Source organism: Acinetobacter sp. NIPH 298 (genome assembly GCF_000369505.1).
Classification (GTDB): domain Bacteria; phylum Pseudomonadota; class Gammaproteobacteria; order Pseudomonadales; family Moraxellaceae; genus Acinetobacter.
This window is the reverse complement of record NZ_KB850054.1, coordinates 279,846-305,560: the sequence shown is the minus strand read 5'-3', so window position 1 is coordinate 305,560 and position 25,715 is coordinate 279,846. Positions and strand designations below refer to the sequence as shown.

Genomic DNA, 25,715 nt, shown 5'->3' with positions numbered 1-25,715 from the left:
GAAAAACTGCGAAAAACTCATAAAATCAATCCGTTTGACGATAATTCAACCGCTTTGATCACTGCGCGTGCTTTTATTTGGGTTTCATTCCACTCAGACTCAGGATTTGAGTCAGCAACAAGCCCCGCACCTGCTTGTACATAGACTTTTTCATCGCGAATCACACAAGTACGAATCGCGATCGACATATCCATTTCGCCATGCCAGCCCAAATATCCAACTGCACCGCCGAAGACACCTCTTTTTACAGGCTCAACTTCATCAATAATTTCCATGGCACGAATTTTGGGAGCGCCTGAGAGTGTCCCCGCAGGAAAAGTCGCCTTAAAAACATCTAAAGCATCGACATCATCCCGCACTTCACCTTGTACATTGGAAACAATGTGCATGACATGCGAATATCGCTCGATCACCATTCGGTCAGTCACTTGCACTTTACCGATTTTAGAAACACGGCCAACATCATTACGACCTAAATCGATCAACATTAAATGTTCAGCGATTTCTTTTTCGTCAGACAGCAAATCTTGCTCTAATGCCAAATCTTCTTCTTTGGTCTTGCCTCTTGGACGCGTGCCTGCCAAAGGTCGTACTGTCGCAATGCCATTTTCCAAGCGCGACAAAATCTCTGGCGATGAACCTACGATATGAAACGGTTTTTGATCTGTCAGGGTTTGACCTTGTACCAAAAATAAATAGGGGGATGGGTTTAAGTGACGTAAAGCACGATAGACTTGTAATGCCTCACCATCAAAATCAGAGACCATACGCTGCCCAGGTACAACCTGCATGACATCTCCTGCACGGATGTATTCTTTTACTTTTTCAACTGTTTCGATGAACTTTTCTTTGCCCGTAATCGATTCAAAATGCGGTGCCGTATGTGGTTTCGCTTGCAAACTGACTGGTATTGCAAGCAACTGTTCAAGCTGATCAAGCTTCTCTTGTGCCTTTGCATAAGCATCTTCTTGATGAGCATCGACGTGATGAATCAAAAACAAGGTGTCTTTTAAATTATCAAATACAATCACAGTTTGAGACAGCATCAACCATAAATCTGGCAAAGTCACGGGATCGGCAGTTGGGATATTTTTGAGTTTTGGTTCGATATAGCGCACTGCATCATAGCCCAAATATCCAACCAAACCACCGGTAAAGTTAGGTAAGTCTGGTAGTTCCGCTTGCGTTGGCACTTTAAATTGGCTTTGAAAGTCACGAATATATTGAAATGGATCACTGCAACGCTGCTGGGTCACAGACCCATCCGCCTGCTGAACGGTTAAAATACCTTCATTACATGAAAAAACGGTCGACTCACCCAAGCCAATCATGGAATAGCGCGCCCAATTTTCCCCACCTTCAACCGATTCAAATAAATAAGCATGTTTGTGCTGTTTAAACCGTGCAAAAACAGAAAGTGGCGTTTCAGTATCCGCCAAACGTTGGCGGTAAACAGGTATCGTGTTATAGCCTGCTGACTTTAGTTGTTCAAATTGTGCGAATGTGGTCATGGGCATTCTCTATACTTTTAGCTCTATGGTTTCGATTTTTTGCGTTTCCTTGTTTCAATTGCGTCAAGCCCGCCATCGAAAAACCATAACAACATTCATGCCTTACTCCCTACTCGATCTTCTTCTATCAACTCAACTAAACGATCAACCACTTGTTGCGGCTGACAGTCATAGATACTTTCTCCATGATTATAGCCATAGCTGACCACAATACAATCAATACCTGCGCGTCTTGCTGCTTCGACATCATTGCTCGAATCGCCAATCATCAAGCTTTGTGATGCAGATGCATTTTGACTTTGCATGCAGTGCAGTAAAGGCAACGGGTGCGGTTTTCGCTCAGATAAGCTATCCCCACCAACGACCATTTTAAAATACCGACTCAATTCCAAAATATCGAGGATACCTTTTGCTAAATGTGCAGGTTTATTGGTAACACAGACCATCGAGATATCATGCGCTTGACAATGCTCCAAAAAGGCGAGAACACCATCATAAACAGTGGTGTTCACACACAACTCTTGCGCATATACCTGCATAAACGTATCAAGCAATTGCTTTTGCTGCTGTACATCTACCTGCCCAAACAAATGTTCAAGCACAGTTTCACATAATCTCGCTGCGCCTTTGCCAACCCACTCCCGAACTTGCACTTCTGTAACCAAAGGCAAGCTCAACTTCTCCAAACTCAGATTCATGGCGCGATACAAATCAGCGGCAGAATCTACCAACGTTCCATCAAGATCAAATAGGATCAGATGACGACTTTGTAACTGTGCAACAGACATGAGATTTACTCTATAAATAAAAAAGGCATACCTATTACGATATGCCTTGCATTGTAAAAGCTTAAAATGATTATTTAAAGAACAGCCAAGCAACCATCGCCAAAATGATCAACACAATAATCGAAATCAAACCAACCGAAGCATTTTTTTGTTGCTGTTTTTCCTGCATCACAGGTGATTCAGTTGCAACTGGCGATTGTTCTGAAGTAGCTTGAACATTTACATGTTCAGGAATTGGTGCTGGCTTTGGAATCGCAACTTGTTGTGGCATGCCATCACGACTGATCGGGGTCTCAACCGCACGTTCAGCAATACTCGGCATACCTTGATCGTGCGTAGCAGATGAAATAGGCTCAATTTCAATCTCTGGCAAATCTATATCCGTCGTTGTCGGCGCAAGAATCGAGAATGTAAAACTCGCAAATTGCAAAATATCACCATCATGCAATTCGGTTTCTTGTTCTATACGCAAATCATTAATAAACGTACCATTAGATGAATTTAAGTCCTGCACCCACAGCTGTTGGTCTTTTAGCACTAAAGCAGCATGACGACGTGAAATATCTGCTGATTGCAATAAAATATCAGCATCCTGATGTCGTCCCACCAACATATCACGCTCGATCGTGATTTCTTTCCCCGTAAACTCACCTGTAATGGCTTGCAATTTCCAAGTCATAAACACCAATCCTTATCCTGATTTATTGATTATCGGTTCTGGCAATCTTAACATTGTCACATATGTGCTTGTGTGCATCTACTGTGAAGATGCAGGATGAATCGTAGTGGTGGTCACTGTGTTTTTACTTCGCTCTACTGAACGCTTTTGTAAAGGTGCTTCCACCGTCGCAACTGGCGTTGTCACAACCGCTGTTTGGCTTTGTGTGGCTGTTGGCACGTTTTGATAAGGTGAGGCATTCACCGCAGGTTGTTGACGATAAATATCGTTTACACTCTCAGGTAGTTTTGCAAAGTTGCCATTTTTATCCATCGAAAGCTGCAAGCTATAAAGCTGATTATAGCGTTGCTGAGAGATACGACGGATATCATCCGAATCCCCTACAATAGTCGGATGGATAAACACCAAAAGATTACGCTTTTCGTTGCTTCGAGTATCTGCACGGAATAAACGTCCTAAATACGGAATATCGCCCAACACAGGGATACTTTGGCGAGTTAGACTTGTATCATCAGAAATCAAACCACCCAAAATCACAGTTTGTCCATGATCAGCCAATACCGAGGTCTTAATCGCCCGTTTACTGGTCACCAAATCTGTTGCCTGCCCTCGATTAGGCTGAACATTTGAAACCTCTTGTTCAACCTCAAGACGAACCGACCCTCCTTCACCAATATGAGGCACAACTTTCAGCGTTATCCCCACATCCTTCCGTTCAACCGTCGTATAGGGGTTTACGGTACTGTTACCCTGAGTTGCAACTGACCCTGTGACAAATGGCACATTTTGCCCCACCACAATATAAGCTTCTTCATTATCCATTGTGACAATTGATGGAGTCGATAAAAAGTTCGATTTAGTATTCGCTCTCAGCGCTTGTATAAGCGCACCGTACGCCCTGCGTGGGTTTTCAAAATTCCCAACACCAATTGAAGCACCATCCCCCAAAGCGCCTGCTGCACCTGCTGCACCGCCAGATAAATAACCCGCAGCAATTTTGGACAGCCCAGAACCAAGATTTGAAAAGTTAACCAGTCCAACACCGCTACTTAGATCACCTAGCACCCATTGCACACCAAGTTGATCAGCATCACTACCCACAACTTCTATAATCGCTGCCTCAATCAACACTTGCTGACGGCGGGTATCCAGTTGTTGTATTGCCGATTCAATCTCACGCATCAACTGCGGATCAGCCTTAACCACTAAAGCATTCTGCGTACCATCCGCAATAATACTGACACCGCCACTATTGAAGCTGGTCACATCATTTTGGCGGTTATTAAAGCCACTGTTGAGACTAATCCCCGAACTACCCGATGAATTACCTGACGAGCTTGTGCTTTGGTTATTTGAAATCAAATTGTTGATCGGATTTGATGCATTACTATTGTTTGATGAAGCAGACGAAGCAACCGACTGACCAGAAACTAAACCTTGTAAAATTTCAGCGAGACTTTTTGCGCTGGCATATTTCAAACGAAAGACTTTCAAGCCACCCAAACGATCTGCCGATGGCACATCCAACATCTCAATAATTTGACGCAAACGCTTACGTGAATCAGGATCACCTTTAATCAGAATACGATTGGTGCGATTGTCAGCAACGATACGTACGCGTGATCCCACAAAGTCTTTTGCTGCACCTGTTGCACTCATGGTTTCCAGCAAAGTGATCACTTCCTCAGCCTGACTCGACTGTAGGCCAATCGCCTCAATATCGTTCTGACCCGTACCATCCAAGTTACGTACAATGTTTTCAAGCTGATAAATATTGGCGGCGCGATCCGAAACAATCAATGCATTGGTTCCAGCAACTGCTGCCAAGTGTGCAAACTGCGGCATCAATGGGCGTAACGCAGGAACCAGATCATTTGGATTGGTATTTTGCAACCAAATCACCCGAGTTACGATCTGATCACCACCTGCACGATTGCGCCCGTCGTAAGGAATACCAGCATTTTTCACATTACTATCTGGCACCAAACGGATGGTATTACCAGAAGGCAATGCCACCACACCATTAACGCTAAGCACCCCCAAAAACAGATCGTAAACCTCATCTTTATTGAGCGGTTTATTCGAAATAACAGTCACATTGCCTCGTACACGAGGATCAACCGCAAAGTTCTTACCTGTAATATCTGCAACTTCATTAATAAATGCTGCTAAGTCTGCATCACGTAAATTGATCTTCCATGTTTGTGCGTGTACATGGGTACTGATTGCCGCAACCAACGGCGCTGCAGCAAGTAATGCCCAAAGTGGACGATGATGATTCAAAGAAGCCATAACCTGCACTTATTCCTAACTAATGTGATGACGTGTTATCACTGAAAACTCTGTTGTATGGTCATCACTTGATCACCACGTTTTATTTCTATTTTGGCATGTCCTTGACGACGTACTTGCTCTAATAATTGTACTTCGCTAAGTCCTTGCCCAACTGTCTGTCCATTGACCGACAGGATACGATCACCCGAGCGCAAACCCAATGTATTTTTTAAATTCGCTGGCGTTTGATCTGATATTTCATAACCATTTGTCCCACCGCTTACACCCATATTTTTCAAATACTGTTCACGGTTGTCTTGCATCTGTTGAATCGCTTGACCCAATGCAGACTGCGGCGCGTTCTGAACAGGTTCTGGTGTTTGAGGAGGGACATTATTCGGATTGCTAATAACGGGGTCGGCTGGTTGATACAACCCTTTATCTATTCCTTTAAATTTCACTTCTCGTGTCGCACCATTCCCTTGCTTCAATACCACATGATCCCAATAAACTTCCACCAACTGATAAGAGGTCGAAGCCAAGGTCTCACCAACGCGATAACGCTCAGCCGTATCATTCAGCTTAATAACCGCTGAAGACAAGAAACTCGGCGAACCCAAGAGAACGCCTTGTAATTCTAAATTGATATTGTCTTGAGCCGTTGTCGCTGCAGGCTCATTAAATAATGCAAATGAACTAATGTTGGGAACTTGGGCTTGCTGCGAACCCAGTTCAACTCGATCAAATTGCATCGGCTGTGGCGGAGCAACCACCCACCAAAACAAAGAAGCCAGTTTCCAGCAGAGCCATAAAATAAGCAAGGCTAAAATCAAAGGACTGAGTTTATCTAATTTTTGCCAACGCAGTTGTTGTATTTTCTGCATCCATGCGTCCATTACAAACCACCTTGCAGCAATGGCTGACGTGAACTAATAACAAAAGTTTCAAGTCCCGCTTTGCCTTGATAAGACGGAACATTCAAAAGCATGCGCTGTGTCAATTGCACATCGAGCATAAGACTGGCATCTACACTTAAGTTTGCCATTTTTTGACTACGCTGATCACGAACATCAAGTTGTAATTGTCCGTTGCTATCTTTTAATTCAGCAACCAGTGAAGGCATATTCATACGATCTTGACGTTGACCAAAAGTATAGGTCAGCTCACCCCCGCCCCAGTTCAATCGCCCTTCTGTTGCACTGAAGCCTTTTTCTTTCTGATAGTTTAATTGCACATCGGCCAGCTGAATTGCATTCTCTGGCCACTGCCAGTCTGCAAAATATTTCAATGTTTCAGGTGAAATTTCACCGTTCAAATCCTTAATCACGATTTTTTTCCCCAAACCATAACCAAAGATACCGTTAAATTGAGTATTGCCACTATGTATATCAAGATTGGCGCCTAAGCGAAACAACAACAGATCCAAAGGTCTCGTTTTCCAATGCACCGAACCCCGTAGCTGACCACGTTGCCAATCCGCCTGCCCCTGCCAAATGTTGCCACTGACGTTATGTAATAATTGATTATCTTTAGAAAATTTCGCAATTAGCCATGTTGCTGGAATCTGTAAAATAATAAAAATTAAAAATGCAAAAATGGCGAACAACCACCATCTCCATTGCTTGGTTTTTTTCTTCATCCTACCCATACCAACATACAAAATATCATCCTTTTTGAAATATTCGCTCTGAATGACATTATGCATAATTTTTCAACATCGCCAATTCTCTCATATAAAAAAACCAAGCTTTTTCAGCTTGGTTTTTTATAAAGGATAAAGTCAGCGTATGACAAAACGATGACTTTTAAAACTTACTTAGATTAAGAAATCTTCAAGTTTTGCACCTTTTTCTAACTCAGCAACTAACCAGCGCGGTTGTTTACCACGACCAGTCCAAGTTTCCTCAGTATTGTTTTTATTACGGTAGCGTGGCTCTACAGCTTTACGTGTTGTTTTCTTACGTTTTTGCTCACCCGCAGCCAATAACTCTTCAACCGTAAATCCAATGCCTTCAGCAATCGCAACGATTTGATTATATGCATCTTCAACAGCTTGGTCTTTTTTACTCGCAATCAATACTTCTGCTTCTGCTTGCAGACGCTTTAAGTCTTCTACCGATAAATCACTAATATCTGGTTTCATCCGAACCACTCCAACTCAATAAGGAAAAATATATATCACGCAAAATAAAATGAATTCAAAAATTCAGTTCAATATTAATTTATAAGCAATTCACTAATCAATATAAGAATAGTCGATTTAATGGCACTATAACAAAAAAATTGCTTTTTATTTACAATAAACTTCAAAAATATAAACCCAGCATAAAATATTTATTTATCTATTTTAATTTAAACCCATTCCAAACTGATCTTAACAGTGAGCATATTAAGCCCAATAAAAACACTTTTCATCCTATTGATGAGAGCGAGATTCAATTACCATCATTATTATTTAAACAATAAAAGAACCCCATTATACATACCGCCAATAAAGACATAATTGTCTTTATAATTACAGGTTTAGCTCCAAATCATTTCCAACACTCGCTTCAATCTCAACGATTTTCTGTCTAATAAGTTCTGGAATATTCGATTTCTTTGAGCTTACTTTATCAACACAGACAATTACCGCCTCACCTGTTGCAACAATCTGGTTTTGAGTTTCACTCCATAAAACATATTGCATTCGAAATGCACTGTTTCGAAGCTCTTCGACTTTCGCGCCAATATGCAAGACATCAGGGTAAAATACAGGTCTTAAATACTTACATTGGCTAGAAGCAACCACAGTCAATATATCTTGATCGAATATATTTAATGCCATTAAATAAACAATTCGGGCGCTTTCCATATAACGATAATATTGCACATTATTTACATGGCCAAAAGCATCCATATCCCCCCAAGCAACAGCTTGCTTATGCACAATTGGATAGACAGACAATTCATTCATATTTAGACTCATAGCTTAAAATTAAGAAAATTAACATCATTTTCAAATATTAAATTCAACTGTTTGATTAAATCAAGATTATCCCCAAGCATTGACTTAATTCGTAAATAACTCATTAAAATATTATCAGGATATAAAGTTAATAATTGTTCTGCTTCAAGATGACGTTGAGTTGCCACATAAATATGCCATTTGGCAAAGGTCAACATTGGCACACTGGTATAGCGCTGTTCGAGCTGCATAATGCGTTGTTCAACATAACTATAATCGGGGATTTGCTTTAACAACTGTTGTTGGAACCACAGGTAAAATACTTCTGGGTCAAAATGCTCTTGCAACAAATGTAAAGCCAAGTCTTCGTGCTGCACACTCATCTCTGGCATCCGCGCCAATAATTTTAGCCAGAGTACTTTACTCGTATAAGGGCGGGCTTGAATTTCATTTTGCAACGCGAGATAGCGCTGCTGTAAAGCTGCCAAATCATCAACTGAAGCTTGATCAAACTGAATCAAAAGCTGTTGCAACCATAAATCACGATGCGCTGGGTCAAGTAGACCAAATTGAGTCGTTTGCAGAAATAACCAAGGCTTTTGTAAAGCAAGTTTGCCCCAAAGCGCAGTCATACGTTGCTGATAAGCTGTTTCTACTTCGGCCAACCATGGAGAAAGTTGGTGCTGTGTCAAAAACTCCAAGTGTATCAGTGCTTTTTCGGTCTCTTGTTGTGCTAGAAAAATATCGATTCGTTGCAGTTCTGCCAGCTCAAAAGCCATCGGGGCTGAGCGATCCAAGCACTGTAAGGCAGTATCAAAATCACCATTTTTATAATCAAATTGTGCATCAACGATCGGGCTCAACAACCCAGATTGCGTAAAAACACGCTCAATAAACACCTGCTGATCTTTGGCTGAGTCTAGCAACCAAACGATGCCAAGCTGCTCATATGGGTGTAAATCTTTAAAATGTAGCGCCGTTTCTTTTTTGCGTTGTTCACGCACGATGTAACGCTTACTAAACAACCACAAGAGTTGCGCCAAGAAACTCACAAAAACAAACAGTGCGATCAATCCCCATGCACTGCTTTGGAATTGCCAATCACGCCAGTAAATATAGGCATAGCCATGCCCATAGCCATAGCTCAATACAGCAAACAGGGCAAATAACAATAAACTTGCAAGTAAATAGATCCGTAATAAATGCTTCATTATCGATTATCCCAACAAGCCTAATGTGATTAATTTTGGTGTTGGTACTGCAGGAAGATTTAAAATTTTATCTAATCGTTGCTTCATTTTCTGGCTATTCTGATCAGGCAACTCAGCCAATAATTTCATCACCTCTTGAATCGACTTACGATATTCAATTAATTGCCCTTGATGCAACGCTTGCGAGGCAAGCAATAAGCGCAACTGAGCCTCTTTCAAGGTAATATTACGATGCATTAAATCAGGTGAAGAACGCTGAATTTTTTCCAACTTAAACCACTGCCACCATGCAGATGATTCATTTTTTGCAATTGTCACTTTAGGATTTTGCAGCTCTTGCTGGATTCGCTGATCGATTTCCTGCAATAAATCTTGTAGCTGTTGCTGTTGTTGGTCTTGAGTCAGAATATATTGCTGAATCGCTTGTTTATCTTGTTCAATTGCTTTAACAAGGCTGTGCTGCAATGCAGGCGATAGCGCGGACTGAGCAATATGCTGATGCACCTGATTCAAATGATCCAGTGCATAAGTGAACTGCTGCTGATCTAAAGCAAACTGAACCAGTTGCAATTGTTGTTGAATTAAAATGACGGGGGCAATCCCCGTCGTTATGATCGGTGTCATGCTGTAATCAGTAGACGCGGTAGTTGCAACACCACTATTTTGTAATTGACGCTGTACGGCGACCAATTGGTCATTCAATAATGCATAACGCTGGTCTGTTTGAGCAAGTTGTTGTTGAAGTTGCGGAACACTCTGAGCATTTTTCGCAACGTCATAACTCAGCTTGGCTAGCCACAATATACTCAGCAGCAGTATCAAATACACAATTTTTCTCATACCTTTCCTTGCCAGTCACGCATGCGTTGAATAATCTCTGATGCAGATAAATTTTCAAGCTGAATAATGTTAATCGCGTCGCCTACTTGTACTTGCGAATCTGTTAGAATTTTTGTCAATCGCTCGCCCAAAACAAGATAAATCCACTGTACATCACTAGGATGCTGAGCACAAAGTTGCAACCAATTTTGCCAACTAGCCTCACTACTCACCAGCACAGCAGTAGTTTGATTAGGATCAAGTTTTTGCACAATCTTTAAAAACCCAGACCTACTTTGCTCAGGGCACTGACGGCGGTAAAGCACAAAATTAAGGATAGAGACACCCTGCTGCTGCAATTGTTGCATCATAAATTGCCGCCCGCCTTTGCCCCGCCAGAAAGCGATTTTATTTAAATTTTCTCTTTGTTTTAAAACTGGCAACTCGAGCATTCCTTCCGAGTTTTCCACATCAGGAACATCGCTGGCAATATTAAATTTCATCAGCGCTTGTGCGGTTGCCTGCCCCACCGCAATCCACTGGATATGCTTGAGCTGCGTCAACTGGATACCAGCCTGCTGCAAATAATGCATACCAATTTCAACAGCCGTCGGACTCACCACGACGATGACTTGAGTTTCATCGAGTTGCTGATAAAGGTGTTGTAATACATCAGAAAAAGGTTCAGCAACCAACTCAAGTAACGGCAAAGTCTCGACCTGATAACCCGCCCCAAGCAACGCTTGGGTGAGTGCGTCTGCGCGATCTTCAGGACGAGTATTGATAAAAAGCATTAATACAACGCTTTCAACAATTCACCAGCACCTCGATCAAGTAAGCGCTGTCCAAGCTGCTCTCCCAACTGCTCCGCCTCTGCTGCTGTACCGACCATTTGCTCCTTCAGCAAGGTCTTACCATCTACGCTGCCAACTCGCCCTTCAATCTGTAATTGATCATTGACTAAAGTGGCATAGCCTGCGATTGGCACTTGGCAACCACCCTCCAAATAAGCATTAAGGGCGCGTTCCGCACGGACACAAATCGAGGTTTCTTCATGTTGCAAGGGTTGGATCAATTTAAGCAATTCTGCATCATTTGCGCGACATTCCAAGCCTAGAGCACCTTGTCCAACCGCAGGCAAACTCACCACAGACGTTAAACAATGACGAATTCGATCCGCCAAACCTAAGCGTTTCAAACCTGCGCTGGCCAAAATAATGGCATCATACAAACCATCATCCAGCTTTGCTAAGCGTGTGCCGACATTACCACGTAAATCAATGATTTCTAGATCTGGGCGTTGTTGTAAAATTTGGCATTTACGACGTAGACTCGAAGTTCCCACTTTTGCGCCTTGTGGTAATTCATCAAAATGCTGATATTGATTTGAAACAAATGCATCTAAAGGATCTTCACGCTCACAAATGACTGCAAGCGTTAAACCTTGTGGCAAGTGCATTGGCACATCTTTCATGGAATGGACAGCCAAATCAGCACGACCATCCAATAAAGCGGCTTCCAACTCTTTCACAAACAATCCTTTGCCCCCAATCTTGGCTAATGGGGTATCTAAAATCTTATCGCCTTGTGTCACGAACTTAACCAGCTCAACCGTCAAATCTGGATAAAGCTCGTTTAAACGAGAACGAATATGCTCCGCCTGCCAAAGTGCAAGAGGGCTTTGTCGAGTCGCAATTTTTAAGGTTTTCATAAATCCAAATTAAGTATTGATCAAGGCAATTGTTCCAAACTTAACTTGATCACCTAAAATTGCAAGCAAAAAATCATAAAGCCGCCCATACGCTGCCAAAAATACGGCATTTATAATTGATGCATACATTCTCTTAAACTGGGTAAATGACGGCGACTGACCGACAGCCGCTCATCCAGTTCACGTAATCGTACCTGATATTGTCCAGCGGCAACCAACTCAAGACCTTCCAAATAATCAAGAGAAACCAATGCATTTCGATGAATTCGAATAAAGCGATCCGCAAATTCCAGCTCTAAATCTTTGAGTGTTTCATCAATCAGTACACTGCCATTTTTATGGCGCACAGTGACATATTTTTGATCGGCCAAAAAATAATAAACACTGTCTAATGGAATCAGCTCGACCCCACGATAGGTTTTCGCGGCAATTTGATGACGCTGGTTTTTTACATCATACAACTCATCTTGTTGCAAACCCGTCATTTGAGCCTGAGTCAGTTGGGTTAAATGCTGAAATACCTGTTCTAAATCTTGGAGTGCTACTGGTTTTAGCAAATACCCTTGCGCCTGAAACTTAAATGCTTCCAGTGCATGTTGATCGTAGGCTGTACAAAAAATAATGGCAGGGCGAGGATTTAAATGACGCAGTTGTTCTGCACATTCCAAACCATTCATTCCAGGCATTTGAATATCTAATAAAACGACATCAGGCGAAGCATTTTCAATATGACTTAACACATCTTGTCCATGATGTGCAGTCGCAACGACTTCATGCCCCATTTGAGTAACTAAACGTGATAAACGCTCTACCGCTAGCGGTTCATCATCCGCAATTAGGACTCTCATCCTTTCCTCCTTGTCACCGCTAACATCATCCATATTTTTTATGGTTAACTTGACTTATTATTTTACTCGATAGTGGTAACAGACCACTGTGGTATATAACGATGTGCCCCCATAAACCTGAAACTTTACGGTTTGACCATAATACGCTTTCAAACGTTGCTCTACATTTTCAATCGCAATACCATTTCCTTTTCGCGTTTTTATTGTATCGCGAGAATATGGGTTAGTAATGACTATACTGACTTGATTTTGCAATATTTCAACCAATACGCTAATTGTTGACTGCTGTAAAACCTTTTCCACCCCATGGAAAATACTATTCTCAAGCAAAGGTTGCAATGTCAATAATGGAATCGTGACCCGTTTTAATTCAAGTGGTGTCGCCTGGATGTTCCATTCTACCTTTAAACGATCCCCTAAACGTATTTTTTCGATGCTCAAATACTGCTGACATAAATCGATTTCCTCTGCCAAGCTCACCAATTTAAGTTCCTGAAAACTCGCACGGAAAAGACGTGACAAACTAATCAACATATTTTCAGCTTTATCAGGATCAATCGTAATTAAACTCACCACACTATTTAAACTATTAAATAGAAAATGCGGATGAATACGCGCCTGCATCGCTTGAATACGTGCATTCAGCTCACTATATTGCTGATTGAGCCACTGTTCTCGCATATATAAATAGCGCAAACAAAATGCACCCAACAACACCCCATAACTCAAATGCAGACTGATGCCATCAAATAAAATATCTCCTGAGAAGCCTCCTGAGCGAACCGTCCAATATTGGATAAGATTAACCGCACAGGTCGTCAACAACACGATCAGCAGCAATAAAATAAAACCGAGCGTTAATGCCACTTTCTGACTAAATTTGGCAAAAAAATCTTGAAAATAATCAACACATGCTGCAAAGGATAAAATCACCCAGTTAATAAAAAATATATATTGTAAAACACGAACACCCTGTAATGCTTGCCATGACTGAGCTTCGGCCAATGCCAACACCATTGCCAAGACATTACTGGCAACAATTAATTCCAATAAGTATTGCCATTGGCCAATTTTCGTAAAAAAATAGGAACCTGATCGATTCAACTGACGAGATTGCAATAACTTCTTACGTCGAGTTTCGGCAACTGCGTTTGGATTTGCTATACTCTTTTTTATTTTCCTGAGCTGCCATGACCACATCTTCTCAATCCTCTTCTTCAGCAAGCCCTCATCAAACCTCTGGAATGTGGGGCGGTCGTTTTTCAGAAGCAACGGATGCTTTTGTTGCAGAATTTACCGCATCTGTGCAATTTGACCAACGTTTTTATAAACAAGATATTGCTGGCTCAATCGCACACGCAACGATGCTTGCAAAAGTCGGCGTACTCACCGAAGCTGAACGTGATGACATTATTCAAGGTTTAACCACAATTCAAGCAGAAATTGAAGCAGGTAACTTTGAATGGCGCATTGATTTAGAAGATGTGCATATGAACATTGAGTCTCGCTTGACTCAACGTATCGGGATTACAGGTAAAAAACTGCATACGGGGCGTAGCCGTAACGACCAAGTTGCGACGGATATCCGCTTATATTTGCGTGATGAAATTGATGACATCCTTGGCTTATTACTCCGCTTACAAAAAGGCTTACTTGGTCTAGCAAGCAAAAATACCGACACCATCATGCCGGGTTTCACTCATTTGCAAACTGCACAGCCTGTGACTTTTGGTCATCATCTATTGGCTTGGTTTGAGATGCTGGTGCGTGACACTGAGCGTCTACAAGACTGCCGTAAACGTGTCAATCGTATGCCACTCGGTTCAGCTGCTTTGGCAGGTACAACCTACCCAATTGATCGTGCTTTTACTGCTGAACTATTAGGCTTTGAGGCGATTTCTGAGAACTCACTGGATGCGGTGTCTGATCGTGATTTTGCCATTGAATTCAATGCCGCTGCATCGCTTATTATGATGCACCTATCTCGCATGTCAGAAGAACTGATCTTATGGACTTCAGCGCAATTTAAGTTTGTGAATATTCCTGATCGTTTCTGCACAGGATCTTCAATCATGCCTCAGAAGAAAAATCCTGATGTACCTGAGTTAGTTCGAGGAAAATCAGGACGCGTATTTGGCGATTTGATTAGCCTACTGACCTTAATGAAAGGTCAACCTTTGGCATACAACAAAGATAACCAAGAAGACAAAGAGCCTTTATTTGATGCGATTGACACCGTTCGCGGCTCGTTGATGGCATTTGCCGACATGGTTCCAGCACTTGTACCAAATATCGAAATCATGCGTGAAGCTGCCTTACGTGGCTTTTCGACAGCAACTGATCTTGCAGACTATTTGGTGAAAAAGGGTGTGGCTTTCCGTGATGCGCATGAAATCGTGGGTAAAGCGGTTGCTTTAGGTGTGGCGGAAGAAAAAGATTTGTCTGAACTCACACTTGAGCAATTACAGCAATTCTCTGATTTGATTACTGCGGACGTTTTTGATAAAGCCTTAACTTTAGAAGCATCTGTCAATGCGCGTAATCATATTGGCGGAACTTCACCAAAACAAGTTGAAGCTGCTATTGTACGTGCACACACTCGCCTAGAACAGTTATACGCTTAAGGATTGATGATGACTAGACAAGTATTTTGCCGTAAATATAAACAAGAGCTTGAAGGCTTAGACTTTGCCCCTTTTCCTGGTGCAAAAGGTCAAGCATTTTTTGAGACTGTTTCAAAACAAGCATGGCAAGAATGGTTAAAACACCAAACCACGCTGATTAACGAAAAGCGTTTAAATGTGTTTGAGTCAGATGCAAAGAAATTTCTTGAAGAACAACGTGAAAAATTCTTTGATAATGATGAAAGTGTTGAAAAAGCTGAAGGCTGGAAGCCTGAGCAAGGATAAGCAAACTTAAAACATCGTTTTAAGGCTCTGCCCTTGCGCAAGACAAAAGGCCACGCCTGAAGTGCAAGGAAAACTAAAGCAACGCTTTAGTTTTCTGCAATACAAGGACGAAGTCCGCGTAGGCTGTAGTCTCAACGTTTTGATAGAAAATATTATCGCTGTGATATCGATTATCTAACCTAAAAAGAGAGCTTAAACTGGCTCTCTTTTTACGTGGCATTTACATTAGCAATAAAGCCTTACAGAGCATACACACTTGTCTACATGACAGTGATGCTCGTTGCGCTTATATTTAATTCAGAAGGACAAAGAGATACGATGATATCTCACGCAACATATGATATTTCTCTCCCAGACTTTCCCCCGAAGTCTGGGATTTTTTTATCTTTAATTTAATTCAATAAAACATATTCCCAGATCACAAAACCCAAGCCAAATCCGAGAAAGGCATAAAGGATAATAATAAAAAATACAAAACTGGCTTTATTGTTCTTTTTTAAAAATCGCATCATCTTCTGCATACCTTAATCTGAGATTAAGATCATTTTGAATGTATTGCTCCTCAAAACATAGATACAGCGCTTTTGCAAAAAACTATAACAGTCCCGCTTAGGAAGAATCATGAGGGTAAAACAATAAAAAAGCTGAGCCTGAAATTATTTCAACGCTCAGCTAATGTTTTTATTTATCGAAACCACAAAAACAGGAAAAATTATTTTCGATGTACTGTTTGTTCAATTTCTTCAATACTGGTATGACGAACATCTCTGCCCTTAGCCATATAAATCACTTGCTCTGAAATATTACGCGAGTGATCTCCAATACGTTCCAATGAACGTAATACCCACATCACGTTAATCACACGTGAAATATGACGTGGATCTTCCATCATATACGTCATTAGCGTGCGTGTCGCTGATTGGTATTCACGGTCAATATCCCCATCCGCCATCACAACTTTTAACGCTTGATCGACATCTAAACGCGCAAAAGCATCTAAGGCATCATGAATCATTACCCGTACTTGATTACCAATATGACGCGTCTCCATATAACCACGTGGCGACTCACCTTCTTCACACAAGGTTTGAGCGATACGAGCAATTTTTGCCGCTTCATCACCAATACGTTCTAAATCTGTATTGGCTTTACTCATCGCAATGACCATACGCAAATCAATCGCTGCGGGATGACGACGTGCCAAAATCAAAGTTAAACCTTCATCAATATCACGTTCGAGCTGATTAACGGTATTGTCTTTGAACTGAACATCCATTGCTAAATTGGCATCAGTATCTAAAAGCGCATGAATTGCATTGGCAACCTGTTGCTCAACCAATCCCCCCATGCTCATAAATTTGGTATGCACATCTTGTAAGTCTTCATTAAATTGAGAAGAAATATGATGACTTAACACAGGATTACTTGGACTCACAGTATGCCTCCACTAGACACATGGAAAATGATGGATGATTAAAACACAACAATGATGAAACTTTTATGACAATAGCATGGATTTGCCGATTGTCGAGTGGTATGAATTGCTACAACAAAACATAAAAAATCTGTTAGTCTAATCACCATAGCTTGACGGAGCGCAGTTAATCAACTGCTGAGATGATCTTAATCCTTTGATTTAAAGATCAGTACCGTTGAACCTGATCAGGTTAACACCTGCGTAGGAATCAAGCCCAGCAAAAACTTAGCCTCTATTTATCAAAAAGATAAATCTGCCATCGTTTTTGGTCGTGCTTGATTCGTTAATGCTCTCCATAAGGATCATGCCATGAATCAATTAACGAATCTTTCCCCTGCTGATATTTCTGCTCAACATGAGCAAGACGCTAAAGATTTAACGCGTATTTTACCCGCATCAAACAAAGTTTATGTCCAAGGTTCTCGCCCAGATATCCAAGTCCCATTCCGCGAAATCAGCCTAACTGATACCCCGACTGGCTTAGGCGGTGAGCATAATCCACCTGTGATGATTTATGACACCTCTGGCGTTTATACCGACCCAAATATACAAATTGACCTCAATAAAGGCCTACCCTCTGTTCGTCAAGCATGGATTGAGGAACGTGGCGATACCGATGTCCTTTTAGGTTTAAGTTCTGAGTTTGGACAATCACGTTTAAAAGATATTCGTACTGCTGACATTCGTTTTGCACATATTCAAAATCCACGTCGCGCCAAAACAGGCAAAAACGTTTCACAAATGCATTATGCCAGACAGGGTATTATCACCCCTGAAATGGAATATATTGCCATTCGTGAAAACCAACGCCAACGTGAAGGCGTTGATATGCGTCAGCATGCAGGTCAAAACTTTGGTGCACAAAATCTAAAAGAAATCACCCCAGAATTTGTGCGTCAAGAAGTTGCTGAAGGACGCGCGATTATTCCTGCCAATATTAACCACCCTGAAATTGAACCGATGATTATTGGACGTAATTTCTTGGTGAAAATTAATGCCAATATCGGTAACTCTGCACTCGGTTCATCAATTGATGAAGAAGTGGCCAAAATGACATGGGCCACGCGTTGGGGTGCAGATACCATTATGGATCTATCCACAGGGAAAAATATCCACGAAACGCGTGAATGGATTATTCGCAACTCACCTGTTCCAATTGGTACTGTACCAATCTATCAAGCTTTAGAAAAAGTAGACGGCGTTGCAGAAGATCTCACTTGGGAAATCTTTAAGGACACGTTGATTGAACAAGCAGAACAAGGCGTAGATTATTTTACGATTCATGCGGGTGTGTTATTGCGTTATGTACCAATGACCGCGAATCGCCTCACTGGCATCGTGTCTCGTGGTGGTTCGATTATGGCGCAGTGGTGCTTGGCGCATCACGAAGAAAACTTCTTATATACGCATTTTGATGAAATCTGCGAAATCATGAAAGCCTATGATGTGTCTTTTAGTTTGGGCGATGGTTTACGTCCCGGTTGCGTCCAAGATGCCAACGATGAAGCGCAATTCAGCGAACTCAAAACTTTAGGTGAGTTAACTCATCGCGCTTGGGAACACGATGTTCAAGTGATGATTGAAGGTCCGGGTCACGTGCCAATGCATATGATCAAAGAAAATATGGATCTACAGCTTGAAGTCTGTAAAGAAGCACCATTCTATACGCTTGGCCCATTGACGACGGATATTGCGCCGGGCTACGACCACATTACCTCTGCCATCGGCGCAGCGATGATTGGTTGGTATGGCACTGCAATGCTGTGTTATGTCACACCAAAAGAGCATTTGGGCTTACCGAATAAGAAAGATGTAAAAGACGGCATCATTACCTACAAAATCGCAGCGCATGCAGCCGACTTGGCCAAAGGCCATCCAGGCGCACAAGTGCGTGATAATGCCCTGTCGAAAGCACGTTTTGAATTCCGTTGGGATGATCAGTTTAATTTGAGCTTAGACCCAGACACCGCACGCAGTATGCATGATGAAACGCTTCCAAAAGATGCACATAAATCAGCTCATTTCTGCTCAATGTGTGGACCTAAATTCTGCTCAATGAAGATCACACAAAATGTGCGAGATTATGCGCAAAACCAACGCAATGCCAAGCAATCAGATGATGCTGAAACAGAAGTTGAAGCAGGTCTCAATGCGATGAAAGCCGCTTATCAGGAACATGGTCAAAAATTGTACCACAAAGTGTAAATCCACTAAAAAAAGATTTTCCTGCGAAACATTCTCGGTTAGGATGAGATATGTACAATCTCATCCTAATTGAAGATGAATATTCTTGAACACGCTAGCTATTCAGCATCCGATGTAAAGATAGAGTCTCGAGAGCTGTTATTTCGAGGATTCATCCAAGTTGAGAAAGTGAGTCTAAAACATCGGCTCTTTCATCGAGCTGATTATTCACCGAGCATTCAACGTGAACTTGTTCATCGTCCTGAAGCCGCTGGTGTTTTATTATATAATGACCAACAACAACGCTTTGCACTCATTGAACAGTTCCGTATCGGTGCATTCAATGATGCTGACTCTGCATGGCAACTCGAAATCATTGCAGGCGTGCTTGATGGGGATGAATCTCCTGAAAGCTGTATTCGCCGAGAAACATTAGAAGAATCAGGTTGTGAAATCACAACATTAAAACACTTATTTAGCTTCTATCCATCTGCTGGCGCTTGCTCTGAATTTTTTCATTTATATGTCGCAGAAGTTGAATTGCCAATAGATGGGGGTATTTTTGGGGTATCAGATGAAGGGGAAAATATTCAGCTTCATTTATTCGATTATTGCCAATTAGACGTATTATTACACAATGGGCGGTTGAGAAATGCACCTGTAATTATGGCATTACAATGGCTTGCTCAACATATACAACAACGATAACAAGTCTGAGGGGCTAAAGACGGTGACATTCCAAGTCTCAACATCATCTCAACAAGATTTTGTGATGGTACAGATTACTGATACACATTTATTAGAGTATCCACATTTAGAGTTCGTTGGAATGCAGCCCGAACTGAGTTTTCGTGCCGTCATTGACTTAATGCGTGAACAACATCCTCAGATCGACCTCATTGTTCACACAGGTGATTTAGCCCAAGCACCTACGCCTGTGACCTATCAGCGCTATATTCAGCATATGCAAAGCTTGGGTATTCCCTTTTTTCATACCCCTGGCAACCATGATGACGTGGCACATTTTCCATTCCATCAAGCCGACCAAACACAGCCCACGATTATTGAACTGGGGAAATGGTGCATTATTCTACTGAATAGTGCTCAACCACAACGCATTGACGGAAAAATTGCGGATATCCAGTTAAAACAGTTAGCTGAGCTGCTCCCCCAATTGCAGGATCGCTATGTCATCATTGCATGTCACCATCATCCATTTGCCATGCAGTCTGCTTGGATTGATCAGCACAAATTAAAAAACTCGTCTGATTTACTGGACATAGTTAAACCTTTTTCTAATATCAAAGCCATTGTTTGTGGACACGTCCATCAAGACTCTATTCAAACATGGCAAGGCATTGAGTTTTTATCTACCCCATCGACCTGTATTCAGTTTAAACCGAAAAGTGATAAATTTGCTTTAGATGAAGAACATCCAGGTTATCGGTATATCTGCCTCAAAGCCAACGGGGAATTAGAAACCCAAGTTTATCGTTTATCTACGTCCGAACGCTTAATGAGCTCAGAAGTTTTGGGTTATGACTAGCGGAGGTCAACAATCACCCGACTCTAAACTTTTGATTACAAATCACATCCATGATTTCTCACCAAATCTAGACAGGAATGACTACCATCTTGCTCAAAAAATCTATATGATGACGACCCCTGATGGAAAAAACCATCAACAGTTTCTATAAAAACACTTGCATATCACCATATTTTTTGCGTATAGATAGTACGTGTAAGATGAGGAATGCCCTATATGGCGAATGACAACCAAAATCAAGTCTTGGATGAACAAACAGAAGTGATTGACGAGCAAAAAGCGCCTGTAAAACGTGTGCGAAAAACCAAACCTAAAGCTTCAGAAGGTGGAACGACTGCCAGCTTATTTGGTATCGCACCTTATCAGCCAAAGAAAAACGAAGAATACATGTCTGATGGACAACTGGAGCATTTCCGCCTGATCTTAAATGCGTGGAAAGCTGAGTTGATGTCAGAAGTTGATCGCACCTTGAACACCATGCAAGACGAGTCATCTGCACTGCCTGATGTGAATGACCGCGCGACCCAAGAAGAAGAATTTGCGATTGAACTACGTACACGTGACCGTGAACGTAAACTCATTCGTAAAATCGAACAATCACTTGAAGCGATTCAAGCGGGTGATTATGGTTTCTGTGAAACTTGTGGTATCGAAATCGGCTTACGTCGCTTAGAAGCACGCCCGACTGCGACTCAGTGTATTGATTGCAAAACTTTGGCTGAAATCAAAGAAAAGCAAAATAACGGATAAGAATCCCTCCCAACCTCCCTTTGAAAAAGGGAGGAGTTCCCCTCTTAGTAAAGAGGGGTTTGAGGAGATTTACAAAATATACGAACAAAAATATTCACTTTCATGCCATACATCGGTCGCTTTGCCCCCTCTCCTACAGGCCCTTTGCATTTTGGGTCATTACTCACTGCGGTTGCCAGTTATTGCGATGCCAAAGCCCATCAAGGCGAATGGTTAGTCCGGATTGAAGATACCGATATCCCACGCATTTATCCGAATAGCGAAACACATATTCTTGCCTGTATAGAAGCTTTTCAATTTGAGCCCGATCACGAGATCATTTTTCAAAAAGATCGTTTAGATATTTATGAACAGGTAATTGAACAATTAAAATCATCTCAAGCCATCTATGCTTGTAAATGTACCCGTAAAATGCTCGGTTCAAATCACATTTATGCAGGAACATGCCGTGATTTAAATTTAGATTTTACTCAACAAGCGATCCGCCTAAAAGTCGCTGACCATCTCATCTGCTTTGAGGATCGTCTACAAGGACGACAATGCTCAAACCTACAGGATGAACTCGGTGATTTTGTCCTAAAACGTCGTGATGGCATTGTGAGTTATCAACTGGCTGTAGTGGTCGATGATTATCTACAAGGCATCACGCACGTGGTGCGAGGCGCTGACTTATTGGATAACACAGCTCGCCAAATTTGGCTCGGCTCACTGTTAGATTATCCATTATTAAGCTATATGCATCTTCCGCTTGCCATGAATGAACAAGGACAGAAACTCTCGAAACAAAATCTAGCGCAAGCCTTGGACATATCTAAAGCACCCGAATTATTACAACATGCCATTTTAGCACTCGGTCAGCCTGCTGTTGATCTTGACCAACCACGCGTCATGCTGCAACAAGCCGTTCAACAGTGGAATGTGAATTTGATTCCAAAAGGCAATCATTTGACTGGAATCTATCAATAGCCATAAAAAAAGCCCTGAGCGATTACATTCAATTGCTCAGGGCTTTTTGACTTTTTAGACCTCAACTAGAAATTTGATTCTTCTTTGACAGGATTGAGTTCTTGTGTCGATGCATCAATTTTTAGAATTAAACTAATCATTGCTGCACACATCATCAACGAAGTACCACCATAACTAATAAATGGTAGTGTTAAACCTTTGGTCGGCATCAAGCCCATGTTCATGCCCGCATTTACCAAAATCTGTAGCAAGAAAATAATACTAATCCCATAAGCCAAATACCCAGCACGCAAGTAGTTATGCTGCAAAGCACGATGTCCGATTTTGATACAACACGCCAACATGGTAAAAGACAGGATCATGACCAAGGTCACCCCGACAAAACCAAACTCCTCACCAAGCACAGCCAACATAAAGTCAGTATGCGCTTCAGGAAGATAGGAAAGCTTTTGTACACTATGACCTAAACCCGTTCCAAACCACTCGCCACGCCCAAATGCCATCAATGCATTTGATAGCTGATAACCCACACCCAATGGATCTGCCCACGGATTGGTAAAGGAGAGTAAGCGTTGAAAACGAAATGGCTCAAAAATAATCAGCGCACTAATGCCTGCTAAAATCGCACCCAACATGATCAAGAATTGTGTCGCAGGTGCACCAGCTAAGAAGAACACACCAACCATCATCAACACGATCACAACCGTTGCACCGAGATCGGGTTCCGCTACGATGAAGCCAACCGTTAAAGCCATCACGCCACTTAAACGTAACAACCCCTTCCAATGCGTTCGAACCTCTTTGGCACGGCGCACCACATAATCAGCCGTAAAAATAGCCATCACAATTTTGGCAATTTCTGTCGGCTGCAAGGTAAAACTGCCGACCTTAATCCATCGATGTGCACCATTTACTTCAGTACCAACCAGCAATACTGCCAGTAATAAAGCCATGGTGATGAGCCACAATAGAAATGCATTTTTGAACCACAGATTCATAGAAATTCGATAGGTCAGAAAAGCCACCACACCAGCCACACAAATCGAAATACCATGACGAATCAAAAAGTAAAATGGGTTCTCATGAATATATTCAGCATAAGGCATTGATGCAGATGCCACCATCACCGAACCGAAACACAATAAAGAAATAACACAGAAAATGAGTAGATTACGTGCCGTCATTTCTGCTGGAAGCTTTGGCAGACGACTCAATAATTGCGAAATTTTTTGTGCCGTATTTTGGGCTAAATCAGCCATAATGTTGTTCCTAGTTTTTATTTTCATTCAAGGCATGTACACATGCCACGAATTGATGTCCACGGTCATTGTAGCTTTTAAACATATCAAAACTAGCGCATGCAGGAGAAAGTAATACAACATCTTCCGCCTGAGTGACTTTCTGAGCAAGCTCTACCGCTTCTTTTAAGTTACTGACATGTTGGATGGCCGTCGTACCTTGTAACGCTTGTTCAATCATTGCCGCATCTTCACCGATCAGTATCACTTTCTTTACGTATTTTTGTATTGCATTACGTAGCGGTTTGAAATCTTGCCCCTTGCCTTGACCACCCATGATCAATGCCAATTTACCTTTTTGGGCTTCAATAGCAGCACCTAGACCGTCGATAGCAGCCAGTGTTGCACCGACATTGGTCCCTTTAGAATCATTGTAATAACGCACACCATCGATCGTTTCAACGTATTCACAGCGATGCTCTAAACCTTTAAAGCTTTTCAGTGTTTCAAGCATCGATGACGTTGCTAAGCCAATGGCTTCACCAAGTGCCAAACAAGCCAAGGCATTGGCGATATTGTGCATGCCCTGAATATAAAGTTCTGAGCTTTTGATTAAGCGCTCACGCCCTCGTGCCAACCACATCCCCCCATCGGCCTCTCGAAGCACCCCATATTGATTCAAATCAGGTGCATTCAGCCCAAAATTTTGCATTGGCGTTACATCAGGAACTAAAGGACGACTCAAACTATCATCGCGGTTATACACCACCTTTTTTACACCTTGGAAAATACGATGCTTGGCTTTATGGTAACCCAACATATCACCATGACGATCTAAATGATCTTCACTCATATTGAGCAATACCGCGACTTCAGCATTGAGATTCGAGGTGGTTTCAAGTTGGAAACTGGAAAGTTCCAACACAATCAATTCAGGTTGATCTTTGAGTAAATCAAGCGCTGGACGTCCAAGATTACCGCCTACAGCGACTTTTTTACCTGCATCAGCGGCCATCAAACCGATGAGAGTGGTCACTGTGCTTTTTGCATTTGACCCAGTAATTGCAACAATGGGGACTTCAGTCGCGCGACGAAGCAGTTGAATATCACTTACCACGGGGATGCCTTGGGCAATCGCCTGTTGAATCTCGGGTAATTGTGGTGCAAGACCAGGACTTAAAATAATTTCTTCTGCTTGATGCAAAAGATCGGTATCTAATTTTCCGAAACTTGTTCGAACATTTTCAGGAATTTGATCGTGTCCTGGGGGCGTTGTTCGGGAGTCCGTTACTGCAACTTGGTAGCCTTGTTCATGTAGAAAGTTTACTGCTGACACGCCTGAAATACCCAAGCCAGCCACAACTTTTAATCCACCACGTTGTATTAACATTTTTGCCCCATTTATTACGGATCACGGAATGGCAAAAATGTTAGCACTTTACTGTTTTAAATGCTTTTTCAGTTTTGGTTTTATTCAGTCTTTTTTGTGTCAGTGCGTAAAAGTAGAGGGTGATGCACAGCATCCTGATATGAGGTCAGCAATCCTAAAAATTGCCCACATTCTCAAACATGAGCAATCATTATATTTCTTAACGCCATTTTACGGTTTGTACTGGCTCAGACTTTTTCGTCTCTTTGTCATCGGTCGCACAACCACAACCGCCACCACAACCCGCAACCATTTTAGGTTTCAGCCATGTTGCTAAACGCTGCCACCCAAAACGTTGACAGACATTCGACAAAGCTAAAAATACTGAAGCTGCTGTTTTAGGAAATACCTTTTTAAAAACAATAACGGTACTCCATAGCACCAGTGCAGCAACAATTAAATACTCAAGCATAAGCCGTTCTCCAATG

At 41.9% G+C, this 25,715-nt stretch carries 26 protein-coding genes and 1 riboswitch; of the genes, 7 read left to right on the top strand and 19 right to left on the bottom strand.

All coding sequences use genetic code 11. From position 1 onward, the window contains the following. Window positions 1–17: 17 nt before the first annotated feature. The 14 genes from trpE to F903_RS03750 all read right to left on the bottom strand — a co-directional run bounded on the left by trpE (window position 18) and on the right by F903_RS03750 (window position 13,988). Window positions 18–1,511 (bottom strand): anthranilate synthase component I, encoded by a 1,494-nt coding sequence (trpE, locus tag F903_RS03815; RefSeq protein ID WP_005194713.1) that lies wholly within the window; start codon window positions 1,509–1,511, stop codon window positions 18–20. A gap of 95 nt (window positions 1,512–1,606) precedes the next feature. Then, complete coding sequence (locus F903_RS03810) at window positions 1,607–2,299, bottom strand: phosphoglycolate phosphatase (protein WP_005194712.1); 693 nt, start codon at window positions 2,297–2,299, stop codon at window positions 1,607–1,609. A gap of 70 nt (window positions 2,300–2,369) precedes the next feature. Continuing rightward, a complete protein-coding gene (locus F903_RS03805; protein ID WP_005194711.1) occupies window positions 2,370–2,978 on the bottom strand; it encodes an FHA domain-containing protein in 609 nt (202 codons plus the stop codon). Window positions 2,979–3,056: 78 nt separating this feature from the next. Further along, entirely contained in the window at window positions 3,057–5,270 is a 2,214-nt protein-coding gene (gene gspD, locus F903_RS03800) for a type II secretion system secretin GspD (RefSeq protein ID WP_005194710.1), read from the bottom strand. A 38-nt stretch (window positions 5,271–5,308) separates the two neighbouring features. Further along, complete coding sequence (locus tag F903_RS03795) at window positions 5,309–6,148, bottom strand: type II secretion system protein N (protein ID WP_005194709.1); 840 nt, start codon at window positions 6,146–6,148, stop codon at window positions 5,309–5,311. After that, a complete protein-coding gene (gspN, locus tag F903_RS03790) occupies window positions 6,148–6,891 on the bottom strand; it encodes a type II secretion system protein N (RefSeq protein WP_034594874.1) in 744 nt (247 codons plus the stop codon). Before gspN ends, F903_RS03795 begins: the two co-directional genes overlap by 1 nt. A 177-nt stretch (window positions 6,892–7,068) precedes the next feature. After that, entirely contained in the window at window positions 7,069–7,395 is a 327-nt protein-coding gene (locus tag F903_RS03785) for an H-NS histone family protein (protein ID WP_004668250.1), read from the bottom strand. A 372-nt stretch (window positions 7,396–7,767) separates the two neighbouring features. Beyond that, the gene (locus F903_RS03780; protein ID WP_005194707.1) at window positions 7,768–8,208 is read right to left on the bottom strand and encodes an acyl-CoA thioesterase; all 441 of its coding nucleotides are present in this window, start codon (window positions 8,206–8,208) and stop codon (window positions 7,768–7,770) included. 8 nt (window positions 8,209–8,216) lie between these two features. Next, complete coding sequence (locus tag F903_RS03775) at window positions 8,217–9,410, bottom strand: hypothetical protein (protein WP_005194706.1); 1,194 nt, start codon at window positions 9,408–9,410, stop codon at window positions 8,217–8,219. A 6-nt stretch (window positions 9,411–9,416) separates the two neighbouring features. Continuing rightward, complete coding sequence (locus F903_RS03770) at window positions 9,417–10,250, bottom strand: hypothetical protein (protein ID WP_005194704.1); 834 nt, start codon at window positions 10,248–10,250, stop codon at window positions 9,417–9,419. Further along, window positions 10,247–11,023: a uroporphyrinogen-III synthase gene (locus tag F903_RS03765; protein ID WP_005194703.1), complete on the bottom strand. Its 777-nt coding sequence runs from the start codon at window positions 11,021–11,023 to the stop codon at window positions 10,247–10,249. The genes F903_RS03770 and F903_RS03765 overlap by 4 nt, the downstream gene beginning before the upstream one ends. Then, a complete protein-coding gene (gene hemC / locus F903_RS03760) occupies window positions 11,023–11,940 on the bottom strand; it encodes a hydroxymethylbilane synthase (protein ID WP_005194702.1) in 918 nt (305 codons plus the stop codon). Before hemC ends, F903_RS03765 begins: the two co-directional genes overlap by 1 nt. Window positions 11,941–12,050: 110 nt before the next feature. Beyond that, complete coding sequence (locus F903_RS03755) at window positions 12,051–12,788, bottom strand: LytR/AlgR family response regulator transcription factor (protein ID WP_004668243.1); 738 nt, start codon at window positions 12,786–12,788, stop codon at window positions 12,051–12,053. A gap of 57 nt (window positions 12,789–12,845) precedes the next feature. Then, entirely contained in the window at window positions 12,846–13,988 is a 1,143-nt protein-coding gene (locus F903_RS03750) for a sensor histidine kinase (protein WP_005194701.1), read from the bottom strand. Between F903_RS03750 and argH the strand changes: the two genes are divergently transcribed. Together argH and F903_RS03740 are read left to right on the top strand one after the other, a co-directional pair. Next, on the top strand, window positions 13,979–15,412 hold the full coding sequence (gene argH / locus F903_RS03745; protein WP_034594833.1) for an argininosuccinate lyase: 1,434 nt from the start codon (window positions 13,979–13,981) through the stop codon (window positions 15,410–15,412). The genes F903_RS03750 and argH overlap by 10 nt on opposite strands. 9 nt (window positions 15,413–15,421) lie before the next feature. Beyond that, entirely contained in the window at window positions 15,422–15,697 is a 276-nt protein-coding gene (locus F903_RS03740) for an oxidative damage protection protein (RefSeq protein WP_005194700.1), read from the top strand. A 392-nt stretch (window positions 15,698–16,089) separates the two neighbouring features. Here F903_RS03740 and F903_RS16550 read toward each other — a convergent pair whose 3' ends face one another. After that, on the bottom strand, window positions 16,090–16,206 hold the full coding sequence (locus F903_RS16550; protein WP_121930643.1) for a hypothetical protein: 117 nt from the start codon (window positions 16,204–16,206) through the stop codon (window positions 16,090–16,092). 203 nt (window positions 16,207–16,409) lie between these two features. Next, window positions 16,410–17,132: a phosphate signaling complex protein PhoU gene (gene phoU / locus F903_RS03735; protein ID WP_004668238.1), complete on the bottom strand. Its 723-nt coding sequence runs from the start codon at window positions 17,130–17,132 to the stop codon at window positions 16,410–16,412. Window positions 17,133–17,278: 146 nt separating this feature from the next. Then, a riboswitch (TPP riboswitch) is annotated at window positions 17,279–17,399 on the top strand. A gap of 84 nt (window positions 17,400–17,483) precedes the next feature. Between phoU and thiC the strand changes: the two genes are divergently transcribed. The 5 genes from thiC (at window position 17,484) to gluQRS (ending at window position 22,620) form a co-directional block, all read left to right on the top strand. Further along, on the top strand, window positions 17,484–19,379 hold the full coding sequence (gene thiC, locus F903_RS03730; protein WP_005194699.1) for a phosphomethylpyrimidine synthase ThiC: 1,896 nt from the start codon (window positions 17,484–17,486) through the stop codon (window positions 19,377–19,379). Between the two features lie 75 nt (window positions 19,380–19,454). After that, window positions 19,455–20,066 carry an NUDIX domain-containing protein gene (locus F903_RS03725; RefSeq protein ID WP_004668235.1) on the top strand — a complete coding sequence of 204 codons (612 nt, stop codon included), beginning with the start codon at window positions 19,455–19,457 and terminating at the stop codon, window positions 20,064–20,066. A gap of 22 nt (window positions 20,067–20,088) precedes the next feature. Continuing rightward, window positions 20,089–20,904 (top strand): 3',5'-cyclic-AMP phosphodiesterase, encoded by an 816-nt coding sequence (gene cpdA, locus F903_RS03720; RefSeq protein WP_005194697.1) that lies wholly within the window; start codon window positions 20,089–20,091, stop codon window positions 20,902–20,904. A gap of 216 nt (window positions 20,905–21,120) precedes the next feature. Then, window positions 21,121–21,654, top strand: coding sequence for an RNA polymerase-binding protein DksA (gene dksA, locus F903_RS03715; RefSeq protein ID WP_004668232.1), 534 nt, complete (start codon window positions 21,121–21,123; stop codon window positions 21,652–21,654). 102 nt (window positions 21,655–21,756) lie between these two features. Beyond that, window positions 21,757–22,620: a tRNA glutamyl-Q(34) synthetase GluQRS gene (gene gluQRS / locus F903_RS03710; protein ID WP_005194695.1), complete on the top strand. Its 864-nt coding sequence runs from the start codon at window positions 21,757–21,759 to the stop codon at window positions 22,618–22,620. 65 nt (window positions 22,621–22,685) lie between these two features. Here the strand turns inward: gluQRS and ftsW are convergent, their stop codons facing one another. The 3 genes from ftsW to F903_RS03695 all read right to left on the bottom strand — a co-directional run bounded on the left by ftsW (window position 22,686) and on the right by F903_RS03695 (window position 25,699). Next, window positions 22,686–23,879 (bottom strand): putative lipid II flippase FtsW, encoded by a 1,194-nt coding sequence (ftsW, locus tag F903_RS03705; RefSeq protein WP_005194692.1) that lies wholly within the window; start codon window positions 23,877–23,879, stop codon window positions 22,686–22,688. Between the two features lie 10 nt (window positions 23,880–23,889). After that, window positions 23,890–25,248 (bottom strand): UDP-N-acetylmuramoyl-L-alanine--D-glutamate ligase, encoded by a 1,359-nt coding sequence (gene murD, locus F903_RS03700; RefSeq protein WP_005194690.1) that lies wholly within the window; start codon window positions 25,246–25,248, stop codon window positions 23,890–23,892. 199 nt (window positions 25,249–25,447) lie between these two features. Continuing rightward, window positions 25,448–25,699: a DUF6587 family protein gene (locus F903_RS03695; protein ID WP_005194689.1), complete on the bottom strand. Its 252-nt coding sequence runs from the start codon at window positions 25,697–25,699 to the stop codon at window positions 25,448–25,450. Window positions 25,700–25,715 lie beyond the last annotated feature (16 nt).